The organism is Streptomyces sp. NPDC002888, assembly GCF_042888465.1.
Taxonomy (GTDB): Bacteria; Actinomycetota; Actinomycetes; order Streptomycetales; family Streptomycetaceae; genus Streptomyces.
Genome location: NZ_JBIAPU010000037.1, coordinates 95,135 through 117,933, shown reverse-complemented (window position 1 = coordinate 117,933; position 22,799 = coordinate 95,135). Strand labels below are relative to the sequence as shown.

At 69.7% G+C, this 22,799-nt stretch carries 23 protein-coding genes and 1 pseudogene; 9 read left to right on the top strand and 15 right to left on the bottom strand.

Features of this window, described 5'->3' with window-relative positions; genetic code table 11:
- Positions 1-30: 30 nt before the first annotated feature.
- Both ACFYWX_RS41680 and ACFYWX_RS41675 read right to left on the bottom strand, forming a co-directional pair.
- Complete coding sequence (locus tag ACFYWX_RS41680) at positions 31-696, bottom strand: nitroreductase (protein ID WP_389430400.1); 666 nt, start codon at positions 694-696, stop codon at positions 31-33.
- Between the two features lie 172 nt (positions 697-868).
- The gene (locus tag ACFYWX_RS41675) at positions 869-1,528 is read right to left on the bottom strand and encodes an MSMEG_1061 family FMN-dependent PPOX-type flavoprotein (protein ID WP_389430399.1); all 660 of its coding nucleotides are present in this window, start codon (positions 1,526-1,528) and stop codon (positions 869-871) included.
- A gap of 173 nt (positions 1,529-1,701) precedes the next feature.
- Here ACFYWX_RS41675 and ACFYWX_RS41670 point away from each other — a divergent pair, with 173 nt between their 5' ends.
- Positions 1,702-2,205, top strand: a complete 504-nt coding sequence (locus ACFYWX_RS41670) for a hypothetical protein (protein WP_389430420.1) — start codon at positions 1,702-1,704, stop codon at positions 2,203-2,205.
- A 52-nt stretch (positions 2,206-2,257) separates the two neighbouring features.
- On the opposite strand, the gene dapD is transcribed toward ACFYWX_RS41670, so the two are convergent.
- Entirely contained in the window at positions 2,258-3,247 is a 990-nt protein-coding gene (gene dapD / locus ACFYWX_RS41665; RefSeq protein ID WP_389430398.1) for a 2,3,4,5-tetrahydropyridine-2,6-dicarboxylate N-succinyltransferase, read from the bottom strand.
- Between the two features lie 165 nt (positions 3,248-3,412).
- Between dapD and ACFYWX_RS41660 the strand changes: the two genes are divergently transcribed.
- Positions 3,413-4,306 (top strand): winged helix-turn-helix transcriptional regulator, encoded by an 894-nt coding sequence (locus ACFYWX_RS41660; RefSeq protein WP_389430397.1) that lies wholly within the window; start codon positions 3,413-3,415, stop codon positions 4,304-4,306.
- Positions 4,307-4,450: 144 nt separating this feature from the next.
- Positions 4,451-5,293: an AbfB domain-containing protein gene (locus ACFYWX_RS41655; protein ID WP_389430396.1), complete on the top strand. Its 843-nt coding sequence runs from the start codon at positions 4,451-4,453 to the stop codon at positions 5,291-5,293.
- Between the two features lie 61 nt (positions 5,294-5,354).
- Here the strand turns inward: ACFYWX_RS41655 and ACFYWX_RS41650 are convergent, their stop codons facing one another.
- From ACFYWX_RS41650 to ACFYWX_RS41615, 8 genes are read right to left on the bottom strand one after another with little or no spacing between them, the layout of a single operon-like run.
- Positions 5,355-5,687: a metal-sulfur cluster assembly factor gene (locus tag ACFYWX_RS41650; RefSeq protein ID WP_328428541.1), complete on the bottom strand. Its 333-nt coding sequence runs from the start codon at positions 5,685-5,687 to the stop codon at positions 5,355-5,357.
- Positions 5,684-6,151 carry a Fe-S cluster assembly sulfur transfer protein SufU gene (gene sufU, locus ACFYWX_RS41645; protein WP_389430394.1) on the bottom strand — a complete coding sequence of 156 codons (468 nt, stop codon included), beginning with the start codon at positions 6,149-6,151 and terminating at the stop codon, positions 5,684-5,686. The genes ACFYWX_RS41650 and sufU overlap by 4 nt, the downstream gene beginning before the upstream one ends.
- Before the next feature lie 10 nt (positions 6,152-6,161).
- On the bottom strand, positions 6,162-7,418 hold the full coding sequence (locus ACFYWX_RS41640) for a cysteine desulfurase (protein ID WP_389430393.1): 1,257 nt from the start codon (positions 7,416-7,418) through the stop codon (positions 6,162-6,164).
- Entirely contained in the window at positions 7,415-8,179 is a 765-nt protein-coding gene (sufC, locus tag ACFYWX_RS41635) for a Fe-S cluster assembly ATPase SufC (protein ID WP_389430392.1), read from the bottom strand. The genes ACFYWX_RS41640 and sufC overlap by 4 nt, the downstream gene beginning before the upstream one ends.
- 7 nt (positions 8,180-8,186) lie before the next feature.
- The gene (locus ACFYWX_RS41630; protein WP_389430390.1) at positions 8,187-8,504 is read right to left on the bottom strand and encodes a bifunctional 3-phenylpropionate/cinnamic acid dioxygenase ferredoxin subunit; all 318 of its coding nucleotides are present in this window, start codon (positions 8,502-8,504) and stop codon (positions 8,187-8,189) included.
- Complete coding sequence (sufD, locus tag ACFYWX_RS41625) at positions 8,504-9,685, bottom strand: Fe-S cluster assembly protein SufD (RefSeq protein ID WP_389430389.1); 1,182 nt, start codon at positions 9,683-9,685, stop codon at positions 8,504-8,506. Before sufD ends, ACFYWX_RS41630 begins: the two co-directional genes overlap by 1 nt.
- A gap of 60 nt (positions 9,686-9,745) precedes the next feature.
- Complete coding sequence (sufB, locus tag ACFYWX_RS41620; RefSeq protein WP_389430387.1) at positions 9,746-11,167, bottom strand: Fe-S cluster assembly protein SufB; 1,422 nt, start codon at positions 11,165-11,167, stop codon at positions 9,746-9,748.
- Positions 11,164-11,907: a helix-turn-helix transcriptional regulator gene (locus tag ACFYWX_RS41615; RefSeq protein WP_389430386.1), complete on the bottom strand. Its 744-nt coding sequence runs from the start codon at positions 11,905-11,907 to the stop codon at positions 11,164-11,166. Before ACFYWX_RS41615 ends, sufB begins: the two co-directional genes overlap by 4 nt.
- Before the next feature lie 206 nt (positions 11,908-12,113).
- Between ACFYWX_RS41615 and ACFYWX_RS41610 the strand changes: the two genes are divergently transcribed.
- The 4 genes and pseudogenes from ACFYWX_RS41610 to ACFYWX_RS41595 all read left to right on the top strand — a co-directional run bounded on the left by ACFYWX_RS41610 (position 12,114) and on the right by ACFYWX_RS41595 (position 15,859).
- Positions 12,114-12,929 (top strand): aminoglycoside N(3)-acetyltransferase, encoded by an 816-nt coding sequence (locus ACFYWX_RS41610; RefSeq protein ID WP_389430384.1) that lies wholly within the window; start codon positions 12,114-12,116, stop codon positions 12,927-12,929.
- A gap of 31 nt (positions 12,930-12,960) precedes the next feature.
- The gene (locus tag ACFYWX_RS41605; RefSeq protein ID WP_389430383.1) at positions 12,961-13,884 is read left to right on the top strand and encodes an ABC transporter ATP-binding protein; all 924 of its coding nucleotides are present in this window, start codon (positions 12,961-12,963) and stop codon (positions 13,882-13,884) included.
- 88 nt (positions 13,885-13,972) lie between these two features.
- The gene (locus ACFYWX_RS41600; protein ID WP_389430381.1) at positions 13,973-14,743 is read left to right on the top strand and encodes an ABC transporter permease; all 771 of its coding nucleotides are present in this window, start codon (positions 13,973-13,975) and stop codon (positions 14,741-14,743) included.
- A 55-nt stretch (positions 14,744-14,798) separates the two neighbouring features.
- Positions 14,799-15,859 (top strand): annotated as a pseudogene (locus ACFYWX_RS41595) (heme A synthase).
- Here the strand turns inward: ACFYWX_RS41595 and ACFYWX_RS41590 are convergent.
- From ACFYWX_RS41590 to ACFYWX_RS41575, 4 genes are all read right to left on the bottom strand, one after another.
- On the bottom strand, positions 15,814-16,554 hold the full coding sequence (locus ACFYWX_RS41590) for a nucleotidyltransferase domain-containing protein (protein ID WP_389430380.1): 741 nt from the start codon (positions 16,552-16,554) through the stop codon (positions 15,814-15,816). The pseudogene ACFYWX_RS41595 and the gene ACFYWX_RS41590 overlap by 46 nt on opposite strands.
- Before the next feature lie 18 nt (positions 16,555-16,572).
- Positions 16,573-17,679, bottom strand: a complete 1,107-nt coding sequence (locus ACFYWX_RS41585; protein WP_389430379.1) for an amidohydrolase family protein — start codon at positions 17,677-17,679, stop codon at positions 16,573-16,575.
- A gap of 93 nt (positions 17,680-17,772) precedes the next feature.
- A complete protein-coding gene (locus ACFYWX_RS41580; protein ID WP_389430378.1) occupies positions 17,773-18,102 on the bottom strand; it encodes a hypothetical protein in 330 nt (109 codons plus the stop codon).
- 93 nt (positions 18,103-18,195) lie between these two features.
- Complete coding sequence (locus ACFYWX_RS41575; RefSeq protein ID WP_389430377.1) at positions 18,196-19,149, bottom strand: heme o synthase; 954 nt, start codon at positions 19,147-19,149, stop codon at positions 18,196-18,198.
- Positions 19,150-19,537: 388 nt separating this feature from the next.
- Here ACFYWX_RS41575 and tkt point away from each other — a divergent pair, with 388 nt between their 5' ends.
- Positions 19,538-21,643 carry a transketolase gene (gene tkt / locus ACFYWX_RS41570; RefSeq protein WP_389430376.1) on the top strand — a complete coding sequence of 702 codons (2,106 nt, stop codon included), beginning with the start codon at positions 19,538-19,540 and terminating at the stop codon, positions 21,641-21,643.
- Positions 21,644-21,677: 34 nt separating this feature from the next.
- Entirely contained in the window at positions 21,678-22,796 is a 1,119-nt protein-coding gene (gene tal / locus ACFYWX_RS41565; RefSeq protein ID WP_389430375.1) for a transaldolase, read from the top strand.
- Positions 22,797-22,799 lie beyond the last annotated feature (3 nt).

Sequence of the window (22,799 nt, the reverse complement as noted above, 5' to 3'; positions counted from 1 at the left end):
GCGATCCCGTGGTACTTGACCGCCCGGCGGTCACCCTCCGATGAAGCTCACTGTTTCTGCCATGTCCGCCCGCCCGGTGCGCAGCGGCGGCACCCCCTCCTCCGCGAATCCCACCGCGACACCGCAGAACAGCACGAGCCCGTCAGCTGCCCCTACCAACTGGCTGACGGTCTTGCGATACATCGTCCACATCACCTGAGGGCAGCTGTGCAACCCTTCCGCCCTCAGCAGCAGCATGACCGTCTGCAAGTACATCCCCGCGTCCCCCCACTGTCCGGGCCCCATCGTCCGGTCGAGGTAGCAGAACAGCACAACAGGCGCCCCGAACGCCTCCGAGTTCAAGGCGGCGATCTTTTTGGGCCTGTCGAGGTCGTCACGCTCGATCCCCAGTACTTCGTACCGCTGGGCGGCCGCGGCCGAAAAGCGGTCCAGATACGGCGAGGTCAGTTCGGTCGGGTACATCGGGTACTCCCGCTCATCACCCGGGTCGCCCGCCAATGCCCTGGACGTCGCGCGCCTCTTGAGTTCGGCCAAGGGCTCGCCGCTCACGACATACACATGCCACGGCTGGAGGTTCCCACTCGACGGAGCCCGCGTCGCTGCAGCCAGCACTCGTTCGAGTGCCTCTTTGGCTACCGGCTCATGGCTGAACGCCCGCACGGCCCGACGAGTGTCCACTGCTTCATACACATCCACGTCTTCTCGTCCCTCTCAGCCAACGACAACCACCTCTTCACCGTCTTCAGCGCGCAGGAAGGCAACAGAGGGGTCGTATCGCCGGGGTAACGGGCTGCCCCGCGATTGTTCTTGGGGCGCGCTGGTCTGGGGGTTCGGCGGGCTGGTGGTTCAGCAATCACTGGTCGGCCCGTTACTCGTACCGGTACTTCAGCGAGTCCGCCTCCGCCTGCTCGATGTCGGCGATCGTCAGTTCCGGCATCCGCAGTTGGGCCAGCGTCACCTCTGCCGAGGTCGGCTGGGCGTCCGCCGGCAGCCACTGCTCCGGCTTCCAGGCCCCGCTGCGCAGGAGCGACTTGGGGCAGTGCGGGTAGACCTCCTCGATCCCCAGCACCAGCGCACTGGCCGGCGGCTTGCCCACGGCGGTCAGCTGCGACAGCAGCTCCGGGCGGGTGGAGACGCAGGCCCGGCCGTTCACCCTGAGCGTCGTGGTGCGCCCCGGGATGACGAACAGCAGCCCGGCCCGTCCGGTGGCGACGACGTTCTGCAGGGTGTCCAGACGCTTGTTGCCGGTCGCGTCCGGTATCGCCACCGTCCGTGCGTCCAGGACGGCGACGAACCCGGCGGGGCCCCCGCGCGGGGAGACATCACAGTTGCCCTCGGCGTCCGCGCTGGCGACCAGGACGAGCGATGAGCATCCGATCAACCGCCGGGTCTGCTCGGTGAGTTCGGTCATCTGCTTGCGCATGGCCGTGTCCTTGGGCAGTTCGTAGACCCGGCGCAACGCGTCCTGATCGGGCACGGCGTCGAGGCGGAGCGAATCGAAGGCACTGCTGGCAAGGGATGGCGTCATGCCCCCGACCCTAATGGGCCAACCTGCGATTGATCTTGTCGGTGAGTGCGGGGGGCATAGAGACACCCGCGCTGGGTGGCACGCTGCGTCCGGGCGCCATGAGCGACGTGAGGGCGACCGTCGGCGGAAGCGGGGGGCAGGCAGCGGACGCGTCCTCAGCACCGTAGACAGTCATCGGCGACGGTGAACATGTCTCATGCCCGCATAAGCCCCTCAACCCGTACGCGGCGAAGCCCGAGCAAAGGCCCGAGGGCTATACGACGATCCGGGCGACGGTGCTCCCGGGGCAGCCGCTGCGAGTGTGGCTGAACCCGGGGCACGGCCCCGCGCTCCTCGCCCTCGACTACGACCTGTGCTGGGCGACCACGTGGATGGACGCGGCCAACCACTGGATCGCCCCGGTCGTCGGCCTGCCCGAGCTGCCCTACGTCGACTTCGGCGACCACCTGTTCGCCGAGCGGCCCGACGGGGTCCACTGGAAGACGGAGACGATCGTCGCCCACGCCCGGGGCCGCCCCTTCGCCTGGGTGGACGACGAACAGAGCCCCGCCGACGACTCCTACGTGGCCGCCCACCACCCCGGCCCGGCCCTCCTCCACCACGTCAACCCGCGCATCGGCCTGCGTGAGGCCGACTTCACCACCCTGACCCGCTTCGCGGCCACCCTCCCGCAATAGCGCAAGCGCCCTCCCGCAATCCGGCGGAAGGGCGCTGACCTGGGCCTACGGCTCAGTTGTGGCTGTGCAGGATCTCGTTCAGCCCGCCCCACTCGGCGTTGTTCGGAACGGCCTGGACCGCGCCCGTCACCGAGTTGCGGCGGAAGAGGATGTTGTTCGCGCCGGACAGCTCACGCGCCTTGACGATCTGGCCGTCGGGCAGGGTGACCTTGGTGCCCGCGGTGAGGTACAGGCCCGCCTCGACCACACAGTCGTCGCCGAGCGCGATGCCGACACCGGCCTCCGCGCCGACGAGGGAGCGCTCGCCGATGGCGACGCGCTCCTTGCCGCCGCCGGACAGGGTGCCCATCGTGGAGGCGCCGCCGCCGATGTCGGAGCCGTCGCCGACGACGACGCCCTGGGAGATGCGGCCCTCGACCATGGAGGTGCCGAGGGTGCCGGCGTTGAAGTTGACGAAGCCCTCGTGCATGACGGTGGTGCCGGAGGCGAGGTGGGCGCCGAGGCGGACGCGGTCGGCGTCGGCGATGCGGACCCCGGCCGGGGCGACGTAGTCCGTCATCCGCGGGAACTTGTCGACGCCGAACACGCTCAGGTGCTGCCCACGGGCGCGGGCGGCGAGCCGCACCGTCTCCAGGGTGTCCACGGCGACCGGGCCGAGGGACGTCCAGGCCACGTTGGCGAGGAGGCCGAAGATGCCGTCCAGGCTCTGCTCGTTCGGCTTGACGAGCCGGTGCGAGAGCAGGTGGAGGCGCAGGTAGGCGTCATGGGTGTCGAGCGGCTTGTCGTCGAGCGAGGAGATGACCGTACGGACCGCGACGACCTCCACGCCGCGCACCTCGTCCTTGCTGACGGCGGCGACGGCGTGCTCGCCGAGCAGCTCACGGGTGCGCTCCGCGTCGAGCCGCTCACTGCCGGCGGGGCCGGGCTCGGCGGCGAGCTCGGGGACGGGGAACCAGGTGTCGAGGACGGTGCCGTCGGCGGCGATGGTGGCAAGCCCGGCGGCCACGGCGCCGGTGGTACGAGGAGCAGTCGTGTCGGTCATGAGGGAAACCTAACCGCCCGGGGCCCGCGGAGGCGAACCCGTGGGCGACCGTCTCAGGTGCCGGGCGGGGCAGGCCCGCGACACCCGCACCCTTGGTGGGTTTCCTGTAGGAACCCACTATGCTCGGCCCGACGACCACCGGACGGCGGGGAGGCCGAGGGATCCATGGCCCGCAGGACCAGCATGGAGGACTCCACCTGCGCCATCGCCCAGGCCCTGGACGTCGTCGGCGACTGGTGGACCCTCCTCGTCGTGCGCGACACCGCACGGGGAGTGCACCGCTTCGACGATCTCCAGCGCGAGCTCGGCCTCTCCCGCAAGGTGCTGGCCGAGCGACTGCGCCTCCTCGTCGAGGCGGACGTGCTCGCCCGGGTGCCGTACCAGGAGCGCCCGGTGCGCCACGAGTACCGCCTCACCCCGCGTGGCCGTGCCCTGCTGCCGGTCCTGATCGCCCTTCAGGACTGGGGTGACGCCTGGGTTTTGGGCGACGGAGGAACGACGGCCACGACGGCGGAGGCCTCGACGGAGGCCCGCCGGGTCCACGACCTGGCCGGCACCCGGCTCCCCCGCCTCCGACTGCCCGATCACGAGGGCGAGTTGCGCGACCCGGTCGCCGCCGACACCCCGTTCACCGTCCTGTACTGCTTCCCCGGCGCCTACGCCCGCCCGGACGCCTACCCCCCGGGCTGGACGGACATCCCCGGCGCCCCCGGCTGCACCCTGGAGTCCTGCTCCTACCGCGACCGCCTCGCGGAGTTCCACGCGGCCGGCGCCACCGTGCACGGGGTCTCGACGCAACGCCCGGACGAGCTGCGGGCGTTCGCCGAGAAGGAGCGCCTGGGCTTCTCTCTCCTGTCGGACGCGGAGCCGGCCCTGATCGCCGCCCTGCGTCTGCCGACGTTCCGCGCGGCCGGCACCGCGCGTCTCAAGCGGCTCACCCTGGTCGTCGACCGGCAGCGGGTCGTGCGGGACGTGCAGTACCCGGTCACGGACATCACGGGCAGTGTGGAGGCGGCGCTGACGACGGTGCGGGGCCTGACTCCCGACCCGGCGGTATGAGCCCAGATCACACTACGGAAACCGCTCACTTCAAACGGCTGCTCGAAGGTCATCTGTTCCACTACTCTTCCATCTGCTTCACCATTCACACACCGGGTCATCGCAGCCGCGGCAGCCATCGGAGCGCCGCGAGAGGAACAGCGCATGCCAGAAAACAAGTCCCGGCCCCCGCAGGAGCAACCGTGGGAGAACGGCTGGGCCCCGGACACCTCCCGGACGCCGGGCACCCGTCGGCTGTGGCTGGCCGGCGGCCTCGCCGCGGCCACCATCGCGGCCTGCGTGGTGGCCATCACCGTGACGGAGAGGGACGGTGACGGAATGTCAGGGAAGGCGTCGGCCTCCGGCACCGCACCGGGCCTGATCTCCTTCGCCACGCCGTCCGCGAACGGCACCACCACGCCCAAGGGCAAGACCGCGATGCCGTACGCGGCCGCCGCCTCGCCCACCCCCCTCAAGGAGAGCCCCACACCCACACCCACCCCTACCCCCACCCCCACCAAGCCCCCCGCCTCCTCCAAGCCCGCCAAGTCGGCGCCGCCCGTGGAGAGCGCGCCCAAGCCCGCGACGAACTGGCGCTCCGTCCGCTCGGCCAGCTACCCCGACCGGTACTGGTACGTGGGGAGCGGCGACTATGTGAAGCTCGCCCCGGTCAGCTCCGCGGCCGCCCGCCAGGACGCCACCTTCGCCTTGGTCAAGGGCCTGTCCAACGCCGCCTGTTACTCGTTCGCCACGGCGGACGGCGGCTATCTGCGGCACCGTAACTTCGTGCTGCGCGCCGAGCTCGACGACGGCTCGTCCCTCTTCGAGAAGGACGCCACGTTCTGCCCGCGCGTCTCGCCCTACTCCGGCGCGACCATGCTGGAGTCGGTCAACTACCCGGGCCGCTTCCTGCGCCACAAGAACTTCCAGATCCGTCTGGACCCGTACGAGTACAACGGGCTCTACGCCGCGGACTCGGCGTTCCGGCTCGAGGGCGGGCTGGCCTGAGAAACGACAAACGGCGACGTTCTGACGAACGTCGCCGTTTCGCATGTGTCCTGAGTGCGCCTCAGACGTTGAACCCGAGCGCCCGCAGCTGCTCACGGCCGTCGTCCGTGATCTTGTCGGGGCCCCACGGCGGCATCCAGACCCAGTTGATGCGCAGCTCGTTGACCAGGCCGTCCGTGGCGGACTTCGCCTGGTCCTCGATGACGTCCGTGAGCGGGCAGGCCGCTGACGTCAGGGTCATGTCGAGCGTCGCGATGTTCGCGTCGTCGATGTGGATGCCGTAGATCAGGCCGAGGTTGACGACGTCGATGCCCAGCTCGGGGTCGACGACGTCGTACAGCGCCTCACGGACCTCTTCCTCCGAGGCGGGCTTCATCTCCACGGTGTCGCTCATGCCGTCTTCCTTTCGGCGTCGGCTCCGCCCAGGGCCTGGGCCGTCGCGTCCTTCCACGCCATCCAGCTCAGGAGGGCGCACTTGACTCGGGCCGGGTACTTGGAGACGCCCGCGAACGCGACCGCGTCCTCCAGGACCTCCTCCATCGCGTCGTCGGGCTCGATCCTGCCCTTGGACTGCATCAGCTCCAGGAAGGTCTCCTGGATCCTCTGCGCCTCGGCCAGGTCCTTGCCGACGAGCAGCTCGTTCAGTACGGAGGCGGAGGCCTGGCTGATCGAGCAGCCCTGGCCCTCGTACGACACGTCCTCGATCTTCGTGCCGTCGTACTTCACGCGCAGCGTGATCTCGTCGCCGCACGTCGGGTTCACGTGGTGCACCTCGGCGTCACCCTCGCGAAGACCACGCCCGTGCGGGTGCTTGTAGTGGTCCAGGATGACTTCCTGGTACATCGAGTCCAGCTTCACGACCAGCCCTTCAGCCGAAGAAGTTCCGTACGTGCTCCAGGCCGTCGACCAGCGCATCGATCTCGGCCGACGTGGAGTACAGATAGAACGACGCTCGCGTGGTCGCAGGAATTCCGTACCTCAGGCAGACCGGCCGCGCGCAGTGGTGGCCGACACGGACCGCGATGCCCTGCTCGTCGAGGACCTGGCCCACGTCGTGCGGGTGGATGTCACCGAGCGTGAAGGAGATCGCCGCGCCCCGGTCCTCGGCCGTGCTCGGGCCGATGATGCGCAGGTCGGGGACCTCGCCCAGCTTCTTCACCGCGTACTCGGTGAGCGCGTGCTCGTGGGCGAGGATCTTGTCCATGCCGACCGAGTTCAGGTAGTCGATCGCCGCACCCAGGCCGACCGCCTGCGCGATCGGCGGCGTGCCCGCCTCGAACTTGTGCGGTGCCGGGGCGTACGTCGACGAGTGCATCGACACCGTCTCGATCATCTCGCCGCCGCCGAGGAAGGGGGGCAGGTCCTCCAGGAGTTCCTGGCGGCCCCACAGCACGCCGATGCCCGTCGGGCCGCACATCTTGTGGCCGGTGAAGGCCACGAAGTCGGCCTGGAGGGCCTGGACGTCCAGCGGCATGTGCGGCGCGGCCTGCGAGGCGTCGATGCAGACGAGCGCACCGACCTCCTGGGCGCGGCGCACTATCGCCTCGACCGGGTTGACGGTGCCCAGGATGTTGGACACCAGCACGAAGGAGACGATCTTCGTCTTCTCGGTGATGACCTCGTCGATGTTGGAGAGGTCGAGGCGGCCGTCGTCGGTCAGCCCGAACCACTTCAGCTTCGCGCCCGTGCGCTGCGCCAGCAGCTGCCACGGCACGATGTTGGAGTGGTGCTCCATCTCCGTGATGACGATCTCGGTCTCGGAGTCCACGCGGTAGGGCTCGTCGGCCCAGCCCAGCATGTTCGCGACGAGATTGAGCGACTCGGAGGCGTTCTTGGTGAAGATCACCTCGTCGCGGCTCGGCGCGTTGACGAAGGCGGCGACCTTGTCGCGCGCGCCCTCGTACAGCGCCGTGGCCTCCTCGGCGAGCACATGCACACCGCGGTGGACGTTGGCGTTGTAGCGCTCGTAGTACTCGCTCAGGGCGTCCAGTACCTGGCGCGGCTTCTGCGAGGTCGCCGCGTTGTCCAGATACACGAGCTTCCGGTCGTCGTGAACCAGTCGGTCCAGGATGGGGAAGTCCTTGCGGATCGCCTCGGTGTCGAGGAGGCCCGGCAGCTGTGTCACTCGGATGCGCCACCCTTCGTGTAAGCCTCGTAGCCCTCGTTCTCCAGCTTGTCCGCGAGCTCGGGGCCGCCGGACTCGGCGATCCGGCCGTCGGCGAAGACGTGGACGTGGTCGGGCTTGATGTAGCGCAGAATGCGCGTGTAGTGCGTGATCAGCAGGGTGCCGACCTCGCCGGTCTCACGGATGCGGTTGACACCCTCGGAGACGATCCGCAGGGCGTCGACATCCAGGCCGGAGTCCGTCTCGTCGAGGATCGCGACCTTCGGCTTGAGCAGCTCCAGCTGGAGGATCTCGTGGCGCTTCTTCTCACCGCCGGAGAAGCCCTCGTTGACGTTGCGCTCGGCGAAGGCCGGGTCCATGTTGAGGCGCTGCATGGCCTCCTTGACCTCCTTCACCCAGGTGCGCAGCTTGGGGGCCTCGCCGCGGATGGCGGTGGCGGAGGTGCGCAGGAAGTTGGAGACCGAGACGCCGGGGACCTCGACCGGGTACTGCATCGCCAGGAACAGGCCCGCGCGGGCGCGCTCGTCGACGGACATCTCCAGGACGTCCTCACCGTCGAGCAGCACGGTGCCGCTGGTGATCGTGTACTTCGGGTGACCCGCGAGCGAGTAGGCGAGGGTCGACTTGCCGGAGCCGTTGGGGCCCATGATGGCGTGCGTCTCGCCCTGCTTCACGGTGAGGTCGACGCCCTTGAGGATCTCCTTCGTGGCGTTGTCGGCCTCGACGGTGACGTGCAGGTCTCGGATTTCAAGCGTTGCCATGGGTGCCTCAGGACTCCTGGGTGAGGGAGACGAGCACGTCGTCCCCTTCGATCTTTACGGGGTATACGGGGACGGGGCGCGTGGCGGGAAGGCCGGACGGCTTGCCGGTGCGCAGGTCGAACGCGGAGCCGTGCAGCCAGCACTCGATCTGGCAGTCCTCCACCTCGCCCTCCGAGAGCGAGACGTTCGCGTGCGAGCAGATGTCGTGGATGGCGAACACCTCCCCTTCGGTCTGCACGACCGAGACCGGCGTGCCGTCGAGTTCCACCCGCTTCGGGGTGCCCTCCTCCAGCTCGCTCAGTCCGCAGGCGCGTACGAAGGCCATCAGACGGTGGCCTCCAGCTCGGTCTCGATCCTGGCGAGCAGGCGCTCCTCGATGTCCGGGACACCGATCTGCTGGACCAGTTCGGCGAAGAAGCCGCGGACCACCAGTCGGCGGGCCTCGTCGGCCGGGATGCCGCGGGCCATCAGGTAGAAGAGCTGCTCGTCGTCGAAGCGGCCGGTGGCGGAGGCGTGCCCGGCTCCGACGATCTCGCCGGTCTCGATCTCGAGGTTCGGCACCGAGTCGACGCGCGCGCCGTCCGTGAGGACCAGGTTGCGGTTCATCTCGTACGTGTCCGTGCCCTCGGCCTTGGCCTCGATGAGCACGTCACCGATCCACACGGCGTGCGCGTCGTCGCCCTGGAGCGCGCCCTTGTAGACGACGTTGGACTTGCAGTGCGGGACGTTGTGGTCGACCAGGAGGCGGTGCTCCTGGTGCTGGCCGGCGTCGGTGAAGTACAGGCCGAACAGCTCGGCCTCGCCGCCGGTGCCGGCGTAGGTCACGCGCGGGTGGAGCCGTACGACGTCCCCGCCGAAGGTCACGACGACCGACTTGAACGAAGCGTCCCGGCCGATCAGGGCGTTGTGCTGGGCCACGTGCACGGCCTTGTCGTCCCAGTCCTGGACGGAGACGACGGTCAGCTTGGCGCCGTCGCCCAGGACGTAGTCGACGTTGGCCGCGACGACGGCGTCACCGGTGTGGTCGATGACGACGACGGCCTCGGCGAAGGCTCCCAGCTCGATCACCTGGTGACCGAAGGAGGTGCCGCCCTCGCCGTGCACCGCGATCCGGATCGGCTCGGTGAGGACCGTCTCCCTGGGGACGGTGACCACGCCGGCCTTCTCGAACACGGAGTAGGCCTGGGCGGCGACGCGGTCCGCGGGGATGCCCGCCCTGCCGAGGCGCGCGTCGTCACGGTCCACCAGTTCGACGGTGACGCCCTCGGGGGCCTCCACCGTGACCTTCACACCGTCGCCGGTCGCGGTGGCGGTGCCGTCGTGCAGCCCGCGCAGGCGCTCCAGCGGGGTGAACCGCCACTCTTCCTCGCGGCCGTGCGGGACCGGGAAGTCCGCCACGTCGTAGGACGGGGGCGCACTCATGCGCGTGGCGACGGTCGACTCGGCGGCGACCGCGATCGCGCCCGCGGTGGTCGACCCCACGGGGATGTTCTGAGCCTCAGCCATGGCTGTCGTAATGCTCGCTTTCCGTTTACGTAAAGGGCTTGATGGGGGCGAGGACCGGAGTTAACCGACCGCGCCCTCCATCTGCAGCTCGATCAGCCGGTTGAGCTCGAGGGCGTACTCCATCGGCAGCTCCTTCGCGATGGGCTCGACGAAGCCGCGCACGATCATCGCCATCGCCTCGAACTCGCTCAGACCACGGCTCATCAGGTAGAAGAGCTGGTCCTCGGAGACCTTGGAGACGGTCGCCTCGTGGCCCATGGACACGTCGTCCTCGCGGACGTCCACGTAGGGGTACGTGTCCGAGCGGGAGATGGTGTCGACGAGCAGCGCATCGCACAGCACATTGGACTTCGAGCCGTGGGCGCCCTCGCCGATCTCGACGAGACCGCGGTAGGACGTACGACCGCCACCGCGCGCCACGGACTTCGAGACGATGTTGGAGGAGGTGTTCGGCGCCATGTGGACCATCTTGGAGCCGGCGTCCTGGTGCTGGCCCTCGCCCGCGAAGGCGATGGAGAGGGTCTCGCCCTTGGCGTGCTCGCCCATCAGGTAGACGGCCGGGTACTTCATCGTCACCTTGGAGCCGATGTTGCCGTCGATCCACTCCATGGTCGCGCCCTCGTAGGCGACGGCGCGCTTGGTGACCAGGTTGTAGACGTTGTTCGACCAGTTCTGGATGGTCGTGTAGCGGCAGCGGGCGTTCTTCTTGACGATGATCTCGACCACGGCGCTGTGCAGCGAGTCCGACTTGTAGATCGGGGCCGTACAACCCTCGACGTAGTGCACGTAGGCGCCCTCGTCGACGATGATCAGGGTCCGCTCGAACTGGCCCATGTTCTCCGTGTTGATGCGGAAGTAGGCCTGGAGCGGGATCTCCACGTGCACGCCCTTCGGCACGTAGATGAAGGAGCCGCCCGACCACACGGCGGTGTTCAGGGCCGCGAACTTGTTGTCACCGGCGGGGATGACGGTCCCGAAGTACTCCTTGAAGAGCTCCGGGTGCTCCTTCAGCGCGGTGTCGGTGTCGAGGAAGATGACGCCCTGCTCCTCCAGGTCCTCGCGGATCTGGTGGTAGACGACCTCCGACTCGTACTGGGCGGCGACGCCGGCGACGAGGCGCTGCTTCTCCGCCTCCGGGATGCCGAGCTTGTCGTACGTGTTCTTGATGTCCTCGGGCAGGTCCTCCCAGGACTCCGCCTGCTTCTCCGTGGAGCGCACGAAGTACTTGATGTTGTCGAAGTCGATGCCCGACAGGTCCGAGCCCCAGTTCGGCATGGGCTTCTTCTCGAAGAGCTTGAGGCCCTTGAGGCGGAGCTTGGTCATCCACTCGGGCTCGGACTTCTTCGACGAGATGTCCTTGACGACGTCGTCATTGATGCCGCGCTTGGCAGAGGCACCCGCCGTGTCGGAGTCGGCCCAGCCGTATTCGTACTTGCCCAGACCCTCGAGCTCAGGGTGGGCAGTCTCCGTGGGGAGAGTCATGCGGGGTTCCTCCCGGCCGTGCTTGCAGATGCGTTGTGGGAAATCCTGGGGATGAACGTCGTGCAGACGCCGTCGCCGTGGGCGATGGTCGCCAGTCGCTGGACGTGCGTTCCGAGCAGCTCGGCGAAGATCTCCGTCTCCGCCTCGCACAGCTGGGGGAACTGCTCCGCCACATGGGCGACCGGGCAGTGGTGCTGGCAGAGCTGCTCACCCTGTTGCGGGAGGGGCGCGCTGCGCGCCGCAGCAGCGTACCCGTCGACGCTGAGGGCCTTGGCCAGGGCTTCGGCCCGCTTGTCCGGGGTGACGGCCTCGATCGCCTTGCGGTACGCGCTCGCCTGGGCGGCGATCCTGGCGCGGGCGAAGGCGACGACCGCCTCGCTCCCGCCCTCCTGGTCGGCGATCCAGCGCATGGCGTCCGCGGCGAGCTTGTCGTAGGACTGGTCGAAGGCGTCTCGGCCGCAGTCCGTCAGGGCGAAGACCTTGGCGGGCCGACCGCGCGTGCGCGCGCCATAGACGCGCTGCTCACGGGCCTCCACGACATCGTCGGCGACCAGTGCGTCGAGGTGCCGGCGTACGGCGGCCTGGGTGAGACCCAGCCGCGCGGCGAGTTCGGCGACGGTCGAGGGGCCGTGGTCCAGGATGGACCGCGCGACCCGGTTGCGTGTGGAACGCTCTCCGGTCGCGAGCTCCTCCTGCGGGGTCCCTGTAGGGGTCTCCCGAGCCGCTCCGACGTTTTTCACAACGCCATTGTTGCGTAATTCATCTGGGGCGGGCAAGCCGCGCACCGGCCACCCGGCGGTGCGCTGCGTCACTTAGGCAAACCTAATCTGACCTGCGGATACGATCTTTGATCGATCAGAACGGCGGCAGCGCTCACGCGCGGCTCACGCGCGCGTGACCTCAAATCGGTGGCGCCGCCGCACCGCATCCGCGACACTCCCGAACCATGCCCACACCGCCTCCGACCGGCCCTCTTGTCACCCGCGACACCATCGCCGCGCAGCTGCGCGAGGTGGGGGTCCGCAGCGGTGAGACCCTCCTCGCGCACTCCTCGCTCAGCTCACTCGGCTGGGTCTGTGGAGGGGCCGTCGCGGTCGTCCAGGGACTGCTCGACGCCCTCGGTCCCGACGGCACCCTCGTGGTGCCCACCCAGACCGGCGACCTGTCCGACCCGGCGCTGTGGAGCAATCCGCCGGTGCCCGAGGAGTGGTGGGAGCGGATCCGCTCGTCCATGCCCGCCTACGACCCGCTGATCACCCCCAGCCGCGGGGTCGGCGTGATACCCGAGACCGTACGGCGCTGGCCGGGCGCCCTGCGCAGCGCGCACCCGCACACCTCGTTCGCGGCCGTCGGCCCGCGCGCGGCGGAGATCGTCGAGGGCCACGCGCCCGACTGCCGCCTCGGCGAGCGCAGCCCGCTGGGCCGCTTGGAGCGGCTGGACGCCCGGGTGCTGCTGCTGGGCGCGGGCTACGACACCTGCACCAGCTTCCACCTCGCCGAGTACCGCGTCGCGGCCCCCCGCGTCGAGGTGGGGCGGCCGGTTCCCGGCGGCGGCTGGGAGGTGCTGACCGAGGTGTCGATCGACTCCGAGGGCTTCGACGTGCTGGGACACGACTTCGAGCGGGACCGCCCGGTCGTCCGCGGGAAGGTCGGCGCGGCGGACGTACGGCTGTTTCCGGTCAGGGCCGCGGTGGCCTACGCGGAGCGGTGGCTGACGCTGCACCGCCCCCGTGCGGAGGAGATCCTGCACCCGCCCGCCTGAGACGCCCGGCGCGTACCTAGACTCTGGACCCATGCGAACAGAGCCCGTCGTCCAGGCCAGTGCCCTGGTGAAGCGGTACGGCGCGAAGACCGCGGTGGACGGCCTCGACCTGGTGGCCCAGCCGGGCGTCACCGCCGTGCTCGGCCCCAACGGCGCCGGCAAGACGACCACGGTCGAGACCTGCGAGGGGTACCGCAGGCCGGACTCCGGCACGGTACGCGTCCTGGGCCTCGACCCGGTCAGACAGGCCGGCGCGCTGCGCCCCCGGATCGGCGTCATGCTGCAGTCCGGCGGGGTCTACTCCGGCGCCCGGGCCGACGAGATGCTGCGGCACGTGGCCAAGCTGCACGCACGCCCGCTCGACGTGGACGCGCTCATCGAGCGCCTCGGGCTCGGCTCCTGCGGACGCACCACGTACCGGCGCCTCTCCGGCGGCCAGCAGCAGCGGCTCGCGCTGGCGATGGCCGTGGTGGGACGCCCGGAGCTGGTGTTCCTCGACGAGCCGACCGCCGGCCTCGACCCGCAAGCCCGCAGGGCCACCTGGGATCTGGTCCGGGACCTACGCGCCGACGGGGTCTCGGTGATCCTCACCACCCACTACATGGACGAGGCCGAGCAGCTCGCCGACGACGTCGCGATCATCGACGCGGGCCGGGTCATCGCCCAGGGCTCCCCGGAGGAGCTGTGCCGCGGCGGCGCCGAGAACACCCTGCGCTTCACCGGCCGACCGGGCCTGGACGTGGGCTCCCTCCTCAAGGCCCTCCCCGCCGACTCCTCGGCCGCCGAACTGACCCCGGGCTCGTACCGGGTCATGGGCAAGGTCAATCCGCAACTGCTCGCGACGGTCACGTCCTGGTGCGCGCAGCACGGGGTGATGCCGGACCGGATATCGGTGGAACGGCACACCCTGGAGGACGTTTTTCTTGAGCTCACGGGCAGGGAGTTGCGCTCATGATTCCGGTCGGCACATGCCTCTGCCGGGGGCCCGGGGGTTGCCCCCCGGAAGGACACAGCCTCGAGCTCACGGGCAAGGAGTTGCGCTCATGACCGCCACTGGCATCTACACCCCCGAGCCGGGCGCGGCGCCCCTCCCCCGCATGATCGCGGCCCAGGCGGCGCTGGAGACGAAGATGCTCCTGCGCAACGGCGAGCAGCTGCTGCTCACCGTCGTGATCCCGACGCTGCTGCTGGTCCTGTTCAGCACGGTGGACATCGTCGACACCGGATCGGGCGAGGCCGTCGACTTCCTCGCCCCGGGCATCCTCGCCCTCGCCGTGATGTCGACGGCGTTCACGGGTCAGGCCATCGCGACGGGCTTCGAGCGCCGGTACGGCGTCCTGAAGCGGCTGGCCTCGTCACCGCTGCCCCGCTGGGGCCTGATGACGGCCAAAACGGCGTCCGTGCTGGTCACGGAAATCCTCCAGGTCGTCCTGCTCACGGTGATCGCCTTCGCGCTGGGCTGGTCGCCGCACGGCAACCCGGCGGCCGTCCTGCTCCTGCTGATCCTCGGCACGGCCGCCTTCTCGGGGCTCGGGCTGCTGATGGCGGGCACCCTGAAGGCGGAGGCCACGCTGGCCGCCGCCAACCTGGTCTTCCTGCTGCTGCTCGTCGGTGGCGGCGTGATCATTCCGCTGGACAAGTTCCCCCCCGGCGTCCAGGACGGGCTGGCGCTGCTGCCCGTCTCGGCCCTGTCGGACGGGCTGCGGGACGTGCTCCAGCACGGGGCCGGCACACCGTGGGGCGACCTCGGGATCCTCGCCGTGTGGGCGGTCGTGGGGCTCGCGGCCGCCGGGAAGTTCTTCCGCTGGGAGTAGGCATTCCATGGATGAACCCGACCCTCGTGAAAGCATGCACAAGCGGCGGCCTACGATGGACGGCGTGCCAAAGCTGACCCGCGCCGACGCCACAGCCGCCGTGCGCAACCCCCTCGCCTTCATCGCCGCACGCTGGACCCCGGAACCCCGGACGGTCCGACGGGCGGCCCTCGCCGCGCTCCTCATGTCGGTGATCATCGTGGTCACCGGCGGTGCCGTACGACTGACCGGCTCGGGCCTCGGCTGCCCGACCTGGCCCAAGTGCACGGACGACTCGCTGACCGCCACCGGCGCGATGGGCTTCCACGGCGCCATCGAGTTCGGCAACCGCATGCTGACGTACGTGCTGTGCGCGGCCGTCGGCTGGGCGATCATCGCCGCGCGCTCCGAGAAGCCGTACCGGCGCGGTCTGACCCGCCTCGGCTGGGCCCAGTTCTGGATCGTGATGAGCAACGCGATCCTCGGCGGCATCGTGGTGCTCGTGGGCCTCAACCCGTACACGGTCGCGGCGCACTTCGTGGCGACGTCCGCGCTGATCGCGGTCGCCACGGTGATGTGGCAGCGCACGCGGGAGGGCGACGCCGAGCCGCGTGCGCTGGTCAGCAGGTCCGTGCAGCAGCTGGTCTGGTTCCTGGTCGCGGCCGCCGTCCTGCTGATCCTGGTCGGCACGGTCGTCACCGGCGCCGGACCGCACGCGGGCGACTCCAGCGAGGTCGACCGGATGCCGCTGGACTGGGAGACCGTCAGCAAGCTGCACGCCGTCCTGGCGTGGATCGTGGTGACGCTGACCTTCGCCCTGTGGTTCGTCCTCAAGGCGGTCGACGCGCCGAAGGAGCCGCTGGCCCGGACGCGGGAGCTGTTCCTGGTGCTGCTCGCCCAGGGCGTCATCGGCTATGTCCAGTACTTCACCGACCTCCCCGAGGCGCTGGTGGGCCTGCACATGCTGGGCTCCGCCGTGATGTGGATCTGGGTGGTGCGGGTGCTGCTGTCGCTGCGCGAACGCGCGGAGACCACGACGGCCGACCTGCCGAACTCTTCGGCGGAGCCCGCAGTGGCCACGCGCGCGTGAGTCATCCGTACGTCGCCACGAGCCCGTCGATGGCCGGCCCCAGGTAGGTCCGCGCCAGCTCGCCCCTGCGCGCCGTCCACTCCGCCGTGGGCGGCGCCGGATCCGCGTACCGCCGCCTTCGTATGTCGTCGACCACCTCGGCGGGCGCGCCGAGCCCGGGCAGCAGGTCCAGTGCCTCCCGCTTGGAGATGAGGCCGGCGTGGCGCAGGGTGGCGGTGGCGCGGGCGAAGGTCATCAGGCCCAGATCGACCCAGATGTCCTGGCGCCACAGCCGTGCCTTGTCCACGGCGGGCCGCCAGAAGTCCCGCTGATCGCGTACGACGAACTCCTCGAGCTCACGGTCCGGCACGGGCGGGAGCAGCCGGTCCGGGGGCTCACCGTGCAGCACCCGGCCAAAGACGTGCAGCTCGCGCCGGGTGACGGGAGTGACCGGCCGACGCATCACATGCGCGTGCGCCCAGGTCAGGTGCGAGCGCCCCGCGTCGTCCCAAGTGGCCGGCGTGAGGTAGCTGCAGTGCAACGTGGCGGCGAGCGGCTCGGCACGAAGTTCGCGGTGCAGCGCGACCACACGCCGCACGGTGCTCAGGCCCACGGGGCCGGGCAGTACCGCGATCAGGTCCAGATCACTGCGGCCTTCCTGGTAGTCGCCCCCGGCGAGCGAGCCGTGGGCCCATACGGCGACGGGGTCCAGGGCCGCCAGCTCACCGAGGAAACGCGTCAATAAGGCGTCGGTCTTCTGCATACGGCCAGTCTGTACACCTCACTCCAGGCCGTACACCCTGCGCGCGTTCCCCGCCGCGATCAGCCCCGCCACGCGCTGCGCGTCCGCCAGCGACCACGCCCCCTCGGCGACCCAGGTGCCGAGCACCCTGGCGAGGGCCTCGCGGAACAGGCGGGCGCCCACCACGTGCAGCTCCGGCAGCCCCTGGGCGCCGCTGGAGAAGAGGATCTTGCCGAAGGGGGCCAGCTCCAGGATCTCGGCGAGGACGGTGGCCGCGCGGGCGCCGGTGCGCACCAGGGCGGCGCCGGAGTCGGCGTACACGTGCGGGAAGACGCCGGCGAGGTGGGCGGCGTGGCGGTGGTACGGGTAGCCGTGCAGCAGGACCAGGTCCGTGCCGAGGCCCGCCGTCGCGCGGACGAAGTCCGTCAGCAGCACCGGGTCCGTACGGTCGATGCGCAGGCCCGGTGCTCCCAGCCCCGCGTGCAGTTGCAGGGGCAGTCCCGAGGCCACCGCGATCCACAGCAGGTGCCGCAGCAGCACCGGGTCGCTCAGCTCACCGCCGACCCCGCGCCCGGCCAGCCACCGCCCCGCGGCACCGCGCACCTCTCCCGGGCCCGGCGGCTCGGGCGCGAGAGCGAGTCCGTGCCGTACGCCCGCGACGGAGGTGAAGGCCACGGCGTTCGCGGCGGCCCCGTGCACCGACTCGGCGAGGTTGGCGAGGAACGACTCGACGGTGCCGGAGGTGTCGGCGACCTGTTCGGCGAGGAGTTCCAGGCGGACGATCTCGTGAGCCCTCGCGTTCGCGGTGGCCGCGATCTCTGGGGGGCCGGTGAGGTCGCCGGGCAGTCCGGTGTCGACCAGATAGGTCGTGATCCCGCTTCCGCGCAGCAGTCGGCGGCCCGCTTCCAGTACGCCGAGTTCACGACGCCGGGCGAGATAGCGGGCGGGTGGGCAGTGCGGATCCAGGCCGAGGAGTGGGGGGCACCAACGGCGTACGGCGAAGCCCGTCTGGGTGTCGAAGAGGGTGGTGCCGGGTGCGGGTGGGCCCTCGGTGCGGGCCAGCTGGGCCTCGAAGGTGCCGAGGCCCAGCTCTGTTCTCAGTACGCCGTGGCAGTACTGGTCCACGAGGGACGGCGTTTCGATCATCCGGGCTCCCCGTGTCGGACCGTGTTGTTCTAAGGGTCCTAACGGGTGAACCGGGCTGTAGGTGTTGCGTTGCGGTAGTTCTGTGACTGCGGGTCAGTTGCTGGGGCCGCCGATCTGAATGCCGGCCATCCTCGTCCACTCGTACGGGCCCGTCTTCACCTTCGCCGCGAACTCGCCGTCGAAGGACTCGTGGACCGTGATCCCGGACTTCTCCACGGCCTTCTCGGCGATGGCGTGGGAGGGGGCCACGAGGTCGCCCCAGGTGCCGTCCTCGGCGACGAGGACGATGCGGGCGCCGCGCTCCCCGATGTACGCGATCTGGCCCTCGGCCCCGCCGTGCGCCTTGGCGAAGGTGTTGATCTGCTTGGTGAGGCGGGCCACCTTGCGCTCGGCCTTCGCGTCAACCTGCTGCGTGTCTGCCATGGCCAGAATGCTACCGACGGGTAGATCAAACGGCGACGGGCGGGGTGCGTGGCCTTGACCACGCACCCCGCCCGTCGGCGGACGAAAAGAGCGTCAGCGCAGGAAGGGATCCACCGCCACCGCCACGAAGAGCAGCGACACATAGGTGATCGACCAGTGGAACAGGCGCATCTCCTTGAGCTTCACGCCCGTCGCCTCGGCCTTCGCCCGGGCCTGCAGCGCGTGCGCCTCCCACAGCCACCAGCCGCCGGAGACCAGGGCGACCGCGGTGTAGAACCAGCCGGTGTAGCCGAGCGGGGTGAGCAGCAGGGAGACCGCCACCATCACCCAGCTGTAGATGACGATCTGCTTGGCGACCACCTTGTTGGAGGCGATGACCGGCAGCATCGGCACACCCACGCGCGCGTAGTCGTCCCGCACCTTCATGGACAGCGGCCAGTAGTGCGGCGGCGTCCAGAAGAACATCACCAGGAAGAGGACGACCGGCGCCCACGAGAGGGAGTTCGTGACCGAGGACCAGCCGATGAGCACCGGCATGCAGCCCGCGATGCCGCCCCAGACGATGTTCTGCGAGGTACGGCGCTTGAGGATCATCGTGTAGACGACGACGTAGAAGAGGAGCGCGCCGAGGGCGAGCCAGGCCGACAGCCAGTTGACCGTGAGGCCGAACAGCAGCGTCGAGACCACCGCGAGCGCGATGCCGAAGGCGAGGCACTCGCGCGGGCTGACCATGCCGGTGACCAGGGGGCGCTGCGAGGTGCGGTCCATGAGCGCGTCGATGTCACGGTCGATGTACATGTTCAGCGCGTTGGCGCCGCCGGCGGAGAGGTAGCCGCCGACGCAGGTGAGCAGGACCAGACCGAGGTCCGGCACGCCCTGCTGCGCGAGGAACATCACCGGAACCGTGGTGATGAGCAGCAGCTCGATGATCCGCGGCTTGGTCAGCGCCACGAACGCCTTGACACGGGCCCCGAACGGCCGGTCGATCCGGTTCTGGCTCGCACCGAGCACCCCCGCTGGACGGGATTCGACGGCCGTCACGCACACCCCTGACAGAGAACATCCCAGCGAGCCTCCCCTGTGAAGTCCCGGTAAAGGCCCGCGCGTACCACGCCACTGTAGACGTTGCCCAGACCCGGACATTCGCGGGGGTCGGGTCGTGTTGAAAGGCGCACTCCGGGGGGCGTCCGACGTGCGTTCGGGGGCTCGATTGAGCAGTCGGATGAGCGGCTCCGTATTCAGATGCCGAATGCGATCCGTCCCAGTCGGGAGGCGGATCGCGCGTACTCCCGCCAGTCTGGAATGGCTCGAAAAAACGCACGTACTCGCGGGGGTAGGCTCGACAGCGGCCGGTGGGCATCCAGTGCACCGGCAGCCGGTGGGCGCGCGCCCAGAACACCGGTACCCGACATGTGGAGAGGAGCCCTGACCCAGGGTGAGCACCAAGCCGACCACCACAGACCTCGAGTGGACCGAGCTGGACCAGCGGGCCGTCGACACCGCCCGCGTCCTGGCCGCCGATGCCGTACAGAAGGTCGGTAACGGCCATCCGGGTACGGCGATGAGCCTGGCGCCTGTCGCCTACACCCTCTTCCAGAAGGTGATGCGGCACGACCCGGCGGACGCCGACTGGGTCGCGCGCGACCGTTTCGTGCTGTCCGCGGGCCACTCGTCCCTGACCCTCTACACCCAGCTGTACCTGGCCGGTTTCGGCCTGGAGCTGGACGATCTGAAGGCCTTCCGCACGTGGGGTTCGAAGACCCCGGGTCACCCGGAGTACGGCCACACGGTGGGCGTGGAGACGACGACCGGTCCGCTGGGCCAGGGCGTCGCCAACGCCGTCGGCATGGCGATGGCCGCCCGTTACGAGCGCGGCCTGTTCGACCCCGAGACCCCGCAGGGCGAGTCGCCCTTCGACCACTTCGTGTACGTGATCGCGGGTGACGGCTGTCTGCAGGAGGGCATCTCCGCGGAGGCGTCCTCGCTGGCGGGTCACCAGAAGCTGGGCAACCTGGTCCTGCTGTGGGACGACAACCACATCTCGATCGAGGGTGACACGGAGACGGCCGTCTCCGAGGACACCGCCAAGCGGTACGAGGCGTACGGCTGGCACGTGCAGCGCGTGGCGCCGAAGCCGGACGGCGACCTCGACCCGCACGCGATCCACAACGCGATCGAGGAGGCGAAGAAGGTCACGGACAAGCCGTCCTTCATCGCGATGCGCTCGATCATCGCCTGGCCCGCCCCCAACGCCCAGAACACCGAGGCCGCGCACGGCTCGGCGCTGGGCGACGACGAGGTCGCGGCCACCAAGCGCGTGCTGGGCTTCGACCCGGAGCAGAGCTTCGAGGTCGCGGACGAGGTCATCGAGCACACCCGCAAGGCGCTGGAGCGGGGCCGTCAGGCGAAGGCCGAGTGGGAGAAGTCCTTCCAGGAGTGGCGCAACAGCAACCCGCAGCGCGCTGCGGACTTCGACCGCGTCGCCGCCGGTGAGCTGCCCGCGGGCTGGGAGGAGAAGCTCCCGGTCTTCGAGCCCGGCAAGGGCGTCGCGACGCGCGCCGCGTCCGGCAAGGTGCTCCAGGCGCTCGGCGAGGTGATCCCCGAGCTGTGGGGCGGTTCGGCGGACCTGGCCGGTTCGAACAACACGACGATCGACAAGACGTCGTCGTTCCTGCCGGCGGACAACCCGCTGCCGGAGGCGAACCCCTACGGGCGCACCATCCACTTCGGTATCCGCGAGCACTCCATGGCCGCGGAGATGAACGGCATCGCCCTGCACGGCAACACCCGTATCTACGGCGGTACGTTCCTCGTCTTCTCCGACTACATGCGCAACGCCGTGCGGCTGTCGGCGCTGATGCACCTGCCGGTGACGTACGTATGGACGCACGACTCCATCGGTCTCGGCGAGGACGGCCCCACCCACCAGCCGGTCGAGCACATCGCCGCGCTGCGCGCGATCCCGGGTCTGAACGTGGTGCGTCCGGCGGACGCCAACGAGACCGCGATCGCCTGGCGGGAGATCCTCAGGCGCTGGACGAAGGAGTTCGGCAAGGGCGCGCCGCACGGCCTCGCACTGACCCGTCAGGGCGTGCCGACGTACGAGCCCAACGACGATGCCGCCAAGGGTGGTTACGTCCTGTTCGAGGCAGAGGGCGGCGAGGCCCAGGTGGTCCTGATCGCCACCGGCTCCGAGGTGCACGTCGCCGTGGAGGCGCGTGAGCAGCTCCAGGCCGACGGAGTACCCACGCGCGTGGTGTCCATGCCGTCCGTGGAGTGGTTCGAGGAGCAGGACCAGGGGTACCGGGACAGCGTCCTGCCGCCCTCGGTGAAGGCACGTGTGGCAGTGGAGGCCGGTATCGGGCTGACCTGGCACAAGTACGTGGGGGACGCCGGTCGCATCGTCTCCCTGGAGCACTTCGGTGCTTCGGCCGACGGCAAGGTGCTCTTCCGCGAGTTCGGCTTCACTGCCGAGAACGTGGCCGCCCAGGCCCGGGCTGTGCTTGATTCGACTACTGGCCTCGCCGCCGCCCAGCGCTGACGCTCACATACGACACGTAGGAGATGCATTTTCCATGACAGACGCACTCAAGCGCCTCTCCGATGAAGGCGTCGCGATCTGGCTGGACGACCTGTCGCGCAAGCGGATCACGTCCGGCAACCTCGCCGAGCTGATCGACCAGCAGCACGTCGTGGGCGTCACCACCAACCCGACGATCTTCCAGAAGGCCATCAGCAGCGGCGACGGCTACGAGCAGCAGCTCGAGGACCTCGCCGCCCGCAAGGTGACCGTGGAAGAGGCCGTCCGGATGATCACGACGGCGGACGTCCGTGACGCCGCCGACATCCTGCGCCCGGTCTTCGACGCCACCGACGGCCAGGACGGCCGGGTCTCGATCGAGGTCGACCCGCGCCTCGCGCACAACACCCGCGCGACCGTCGCCGAGGCCAGGCAGCTGGCCTGGCTCGTCGACCGGCCGAACACGCTCATCAAGATCCCCGCGACCCGGGCCGGCCTTCCGGCCATCACCGAGGTCATCGGCCACGGCATCAGCGTCAACGTCACGCTGATCTTCTCGCTGGAGCGCTACCGCGAGGTCATGGACGCCTACCTCAGCGGCCTGGAGAAGGCGCGTGAGAAGGGCCTGGACCTCTCCAAGATCCGCTCGGTGGCGTCCTTCTTCGTGTCCCGCGTGGACACCGAGATCGACAAGCGGCTCGAGGCGCTCGGCACCCCCGAGGCCAAGGCGCTGCGCGGCAAGGCCGCCGTCGCCAACGCGCGCCTCGCCTACCAGGCGTACGAGGAGGTCTTCTCCTCCGACCGCTGGAGCGCGCTGGAGAAGGCGGGCGCCAACAAGCAGCGTCCGCTGTGGGCGTCGACCGGCGTGAAGGACCCGGCGTACAAGGACACCCTGTACGTCGACGACCTGGTGGCGCCGAACACGGTGAACACCATGCCGGAGGCCACCCTGCTGGCCACGGAGGACCACGGTCGGATCACCGGCAACACCGTCGCCGGCACCTACGAGCAGGCCCGCGCCGACCTCGACGCTCTCGAGAAGCTCGGGATCTCGTACGACGACGTGGTCCAGGTCCTGGAGGACGAGGGCGTCGAGAAGTTCGAGGCGTCCTGGAACGACCTGCTGAAGTCGACCGAGGCCGTTCTCGAGCGCCTCGCCCCCTCGGAGGGCTGAAAT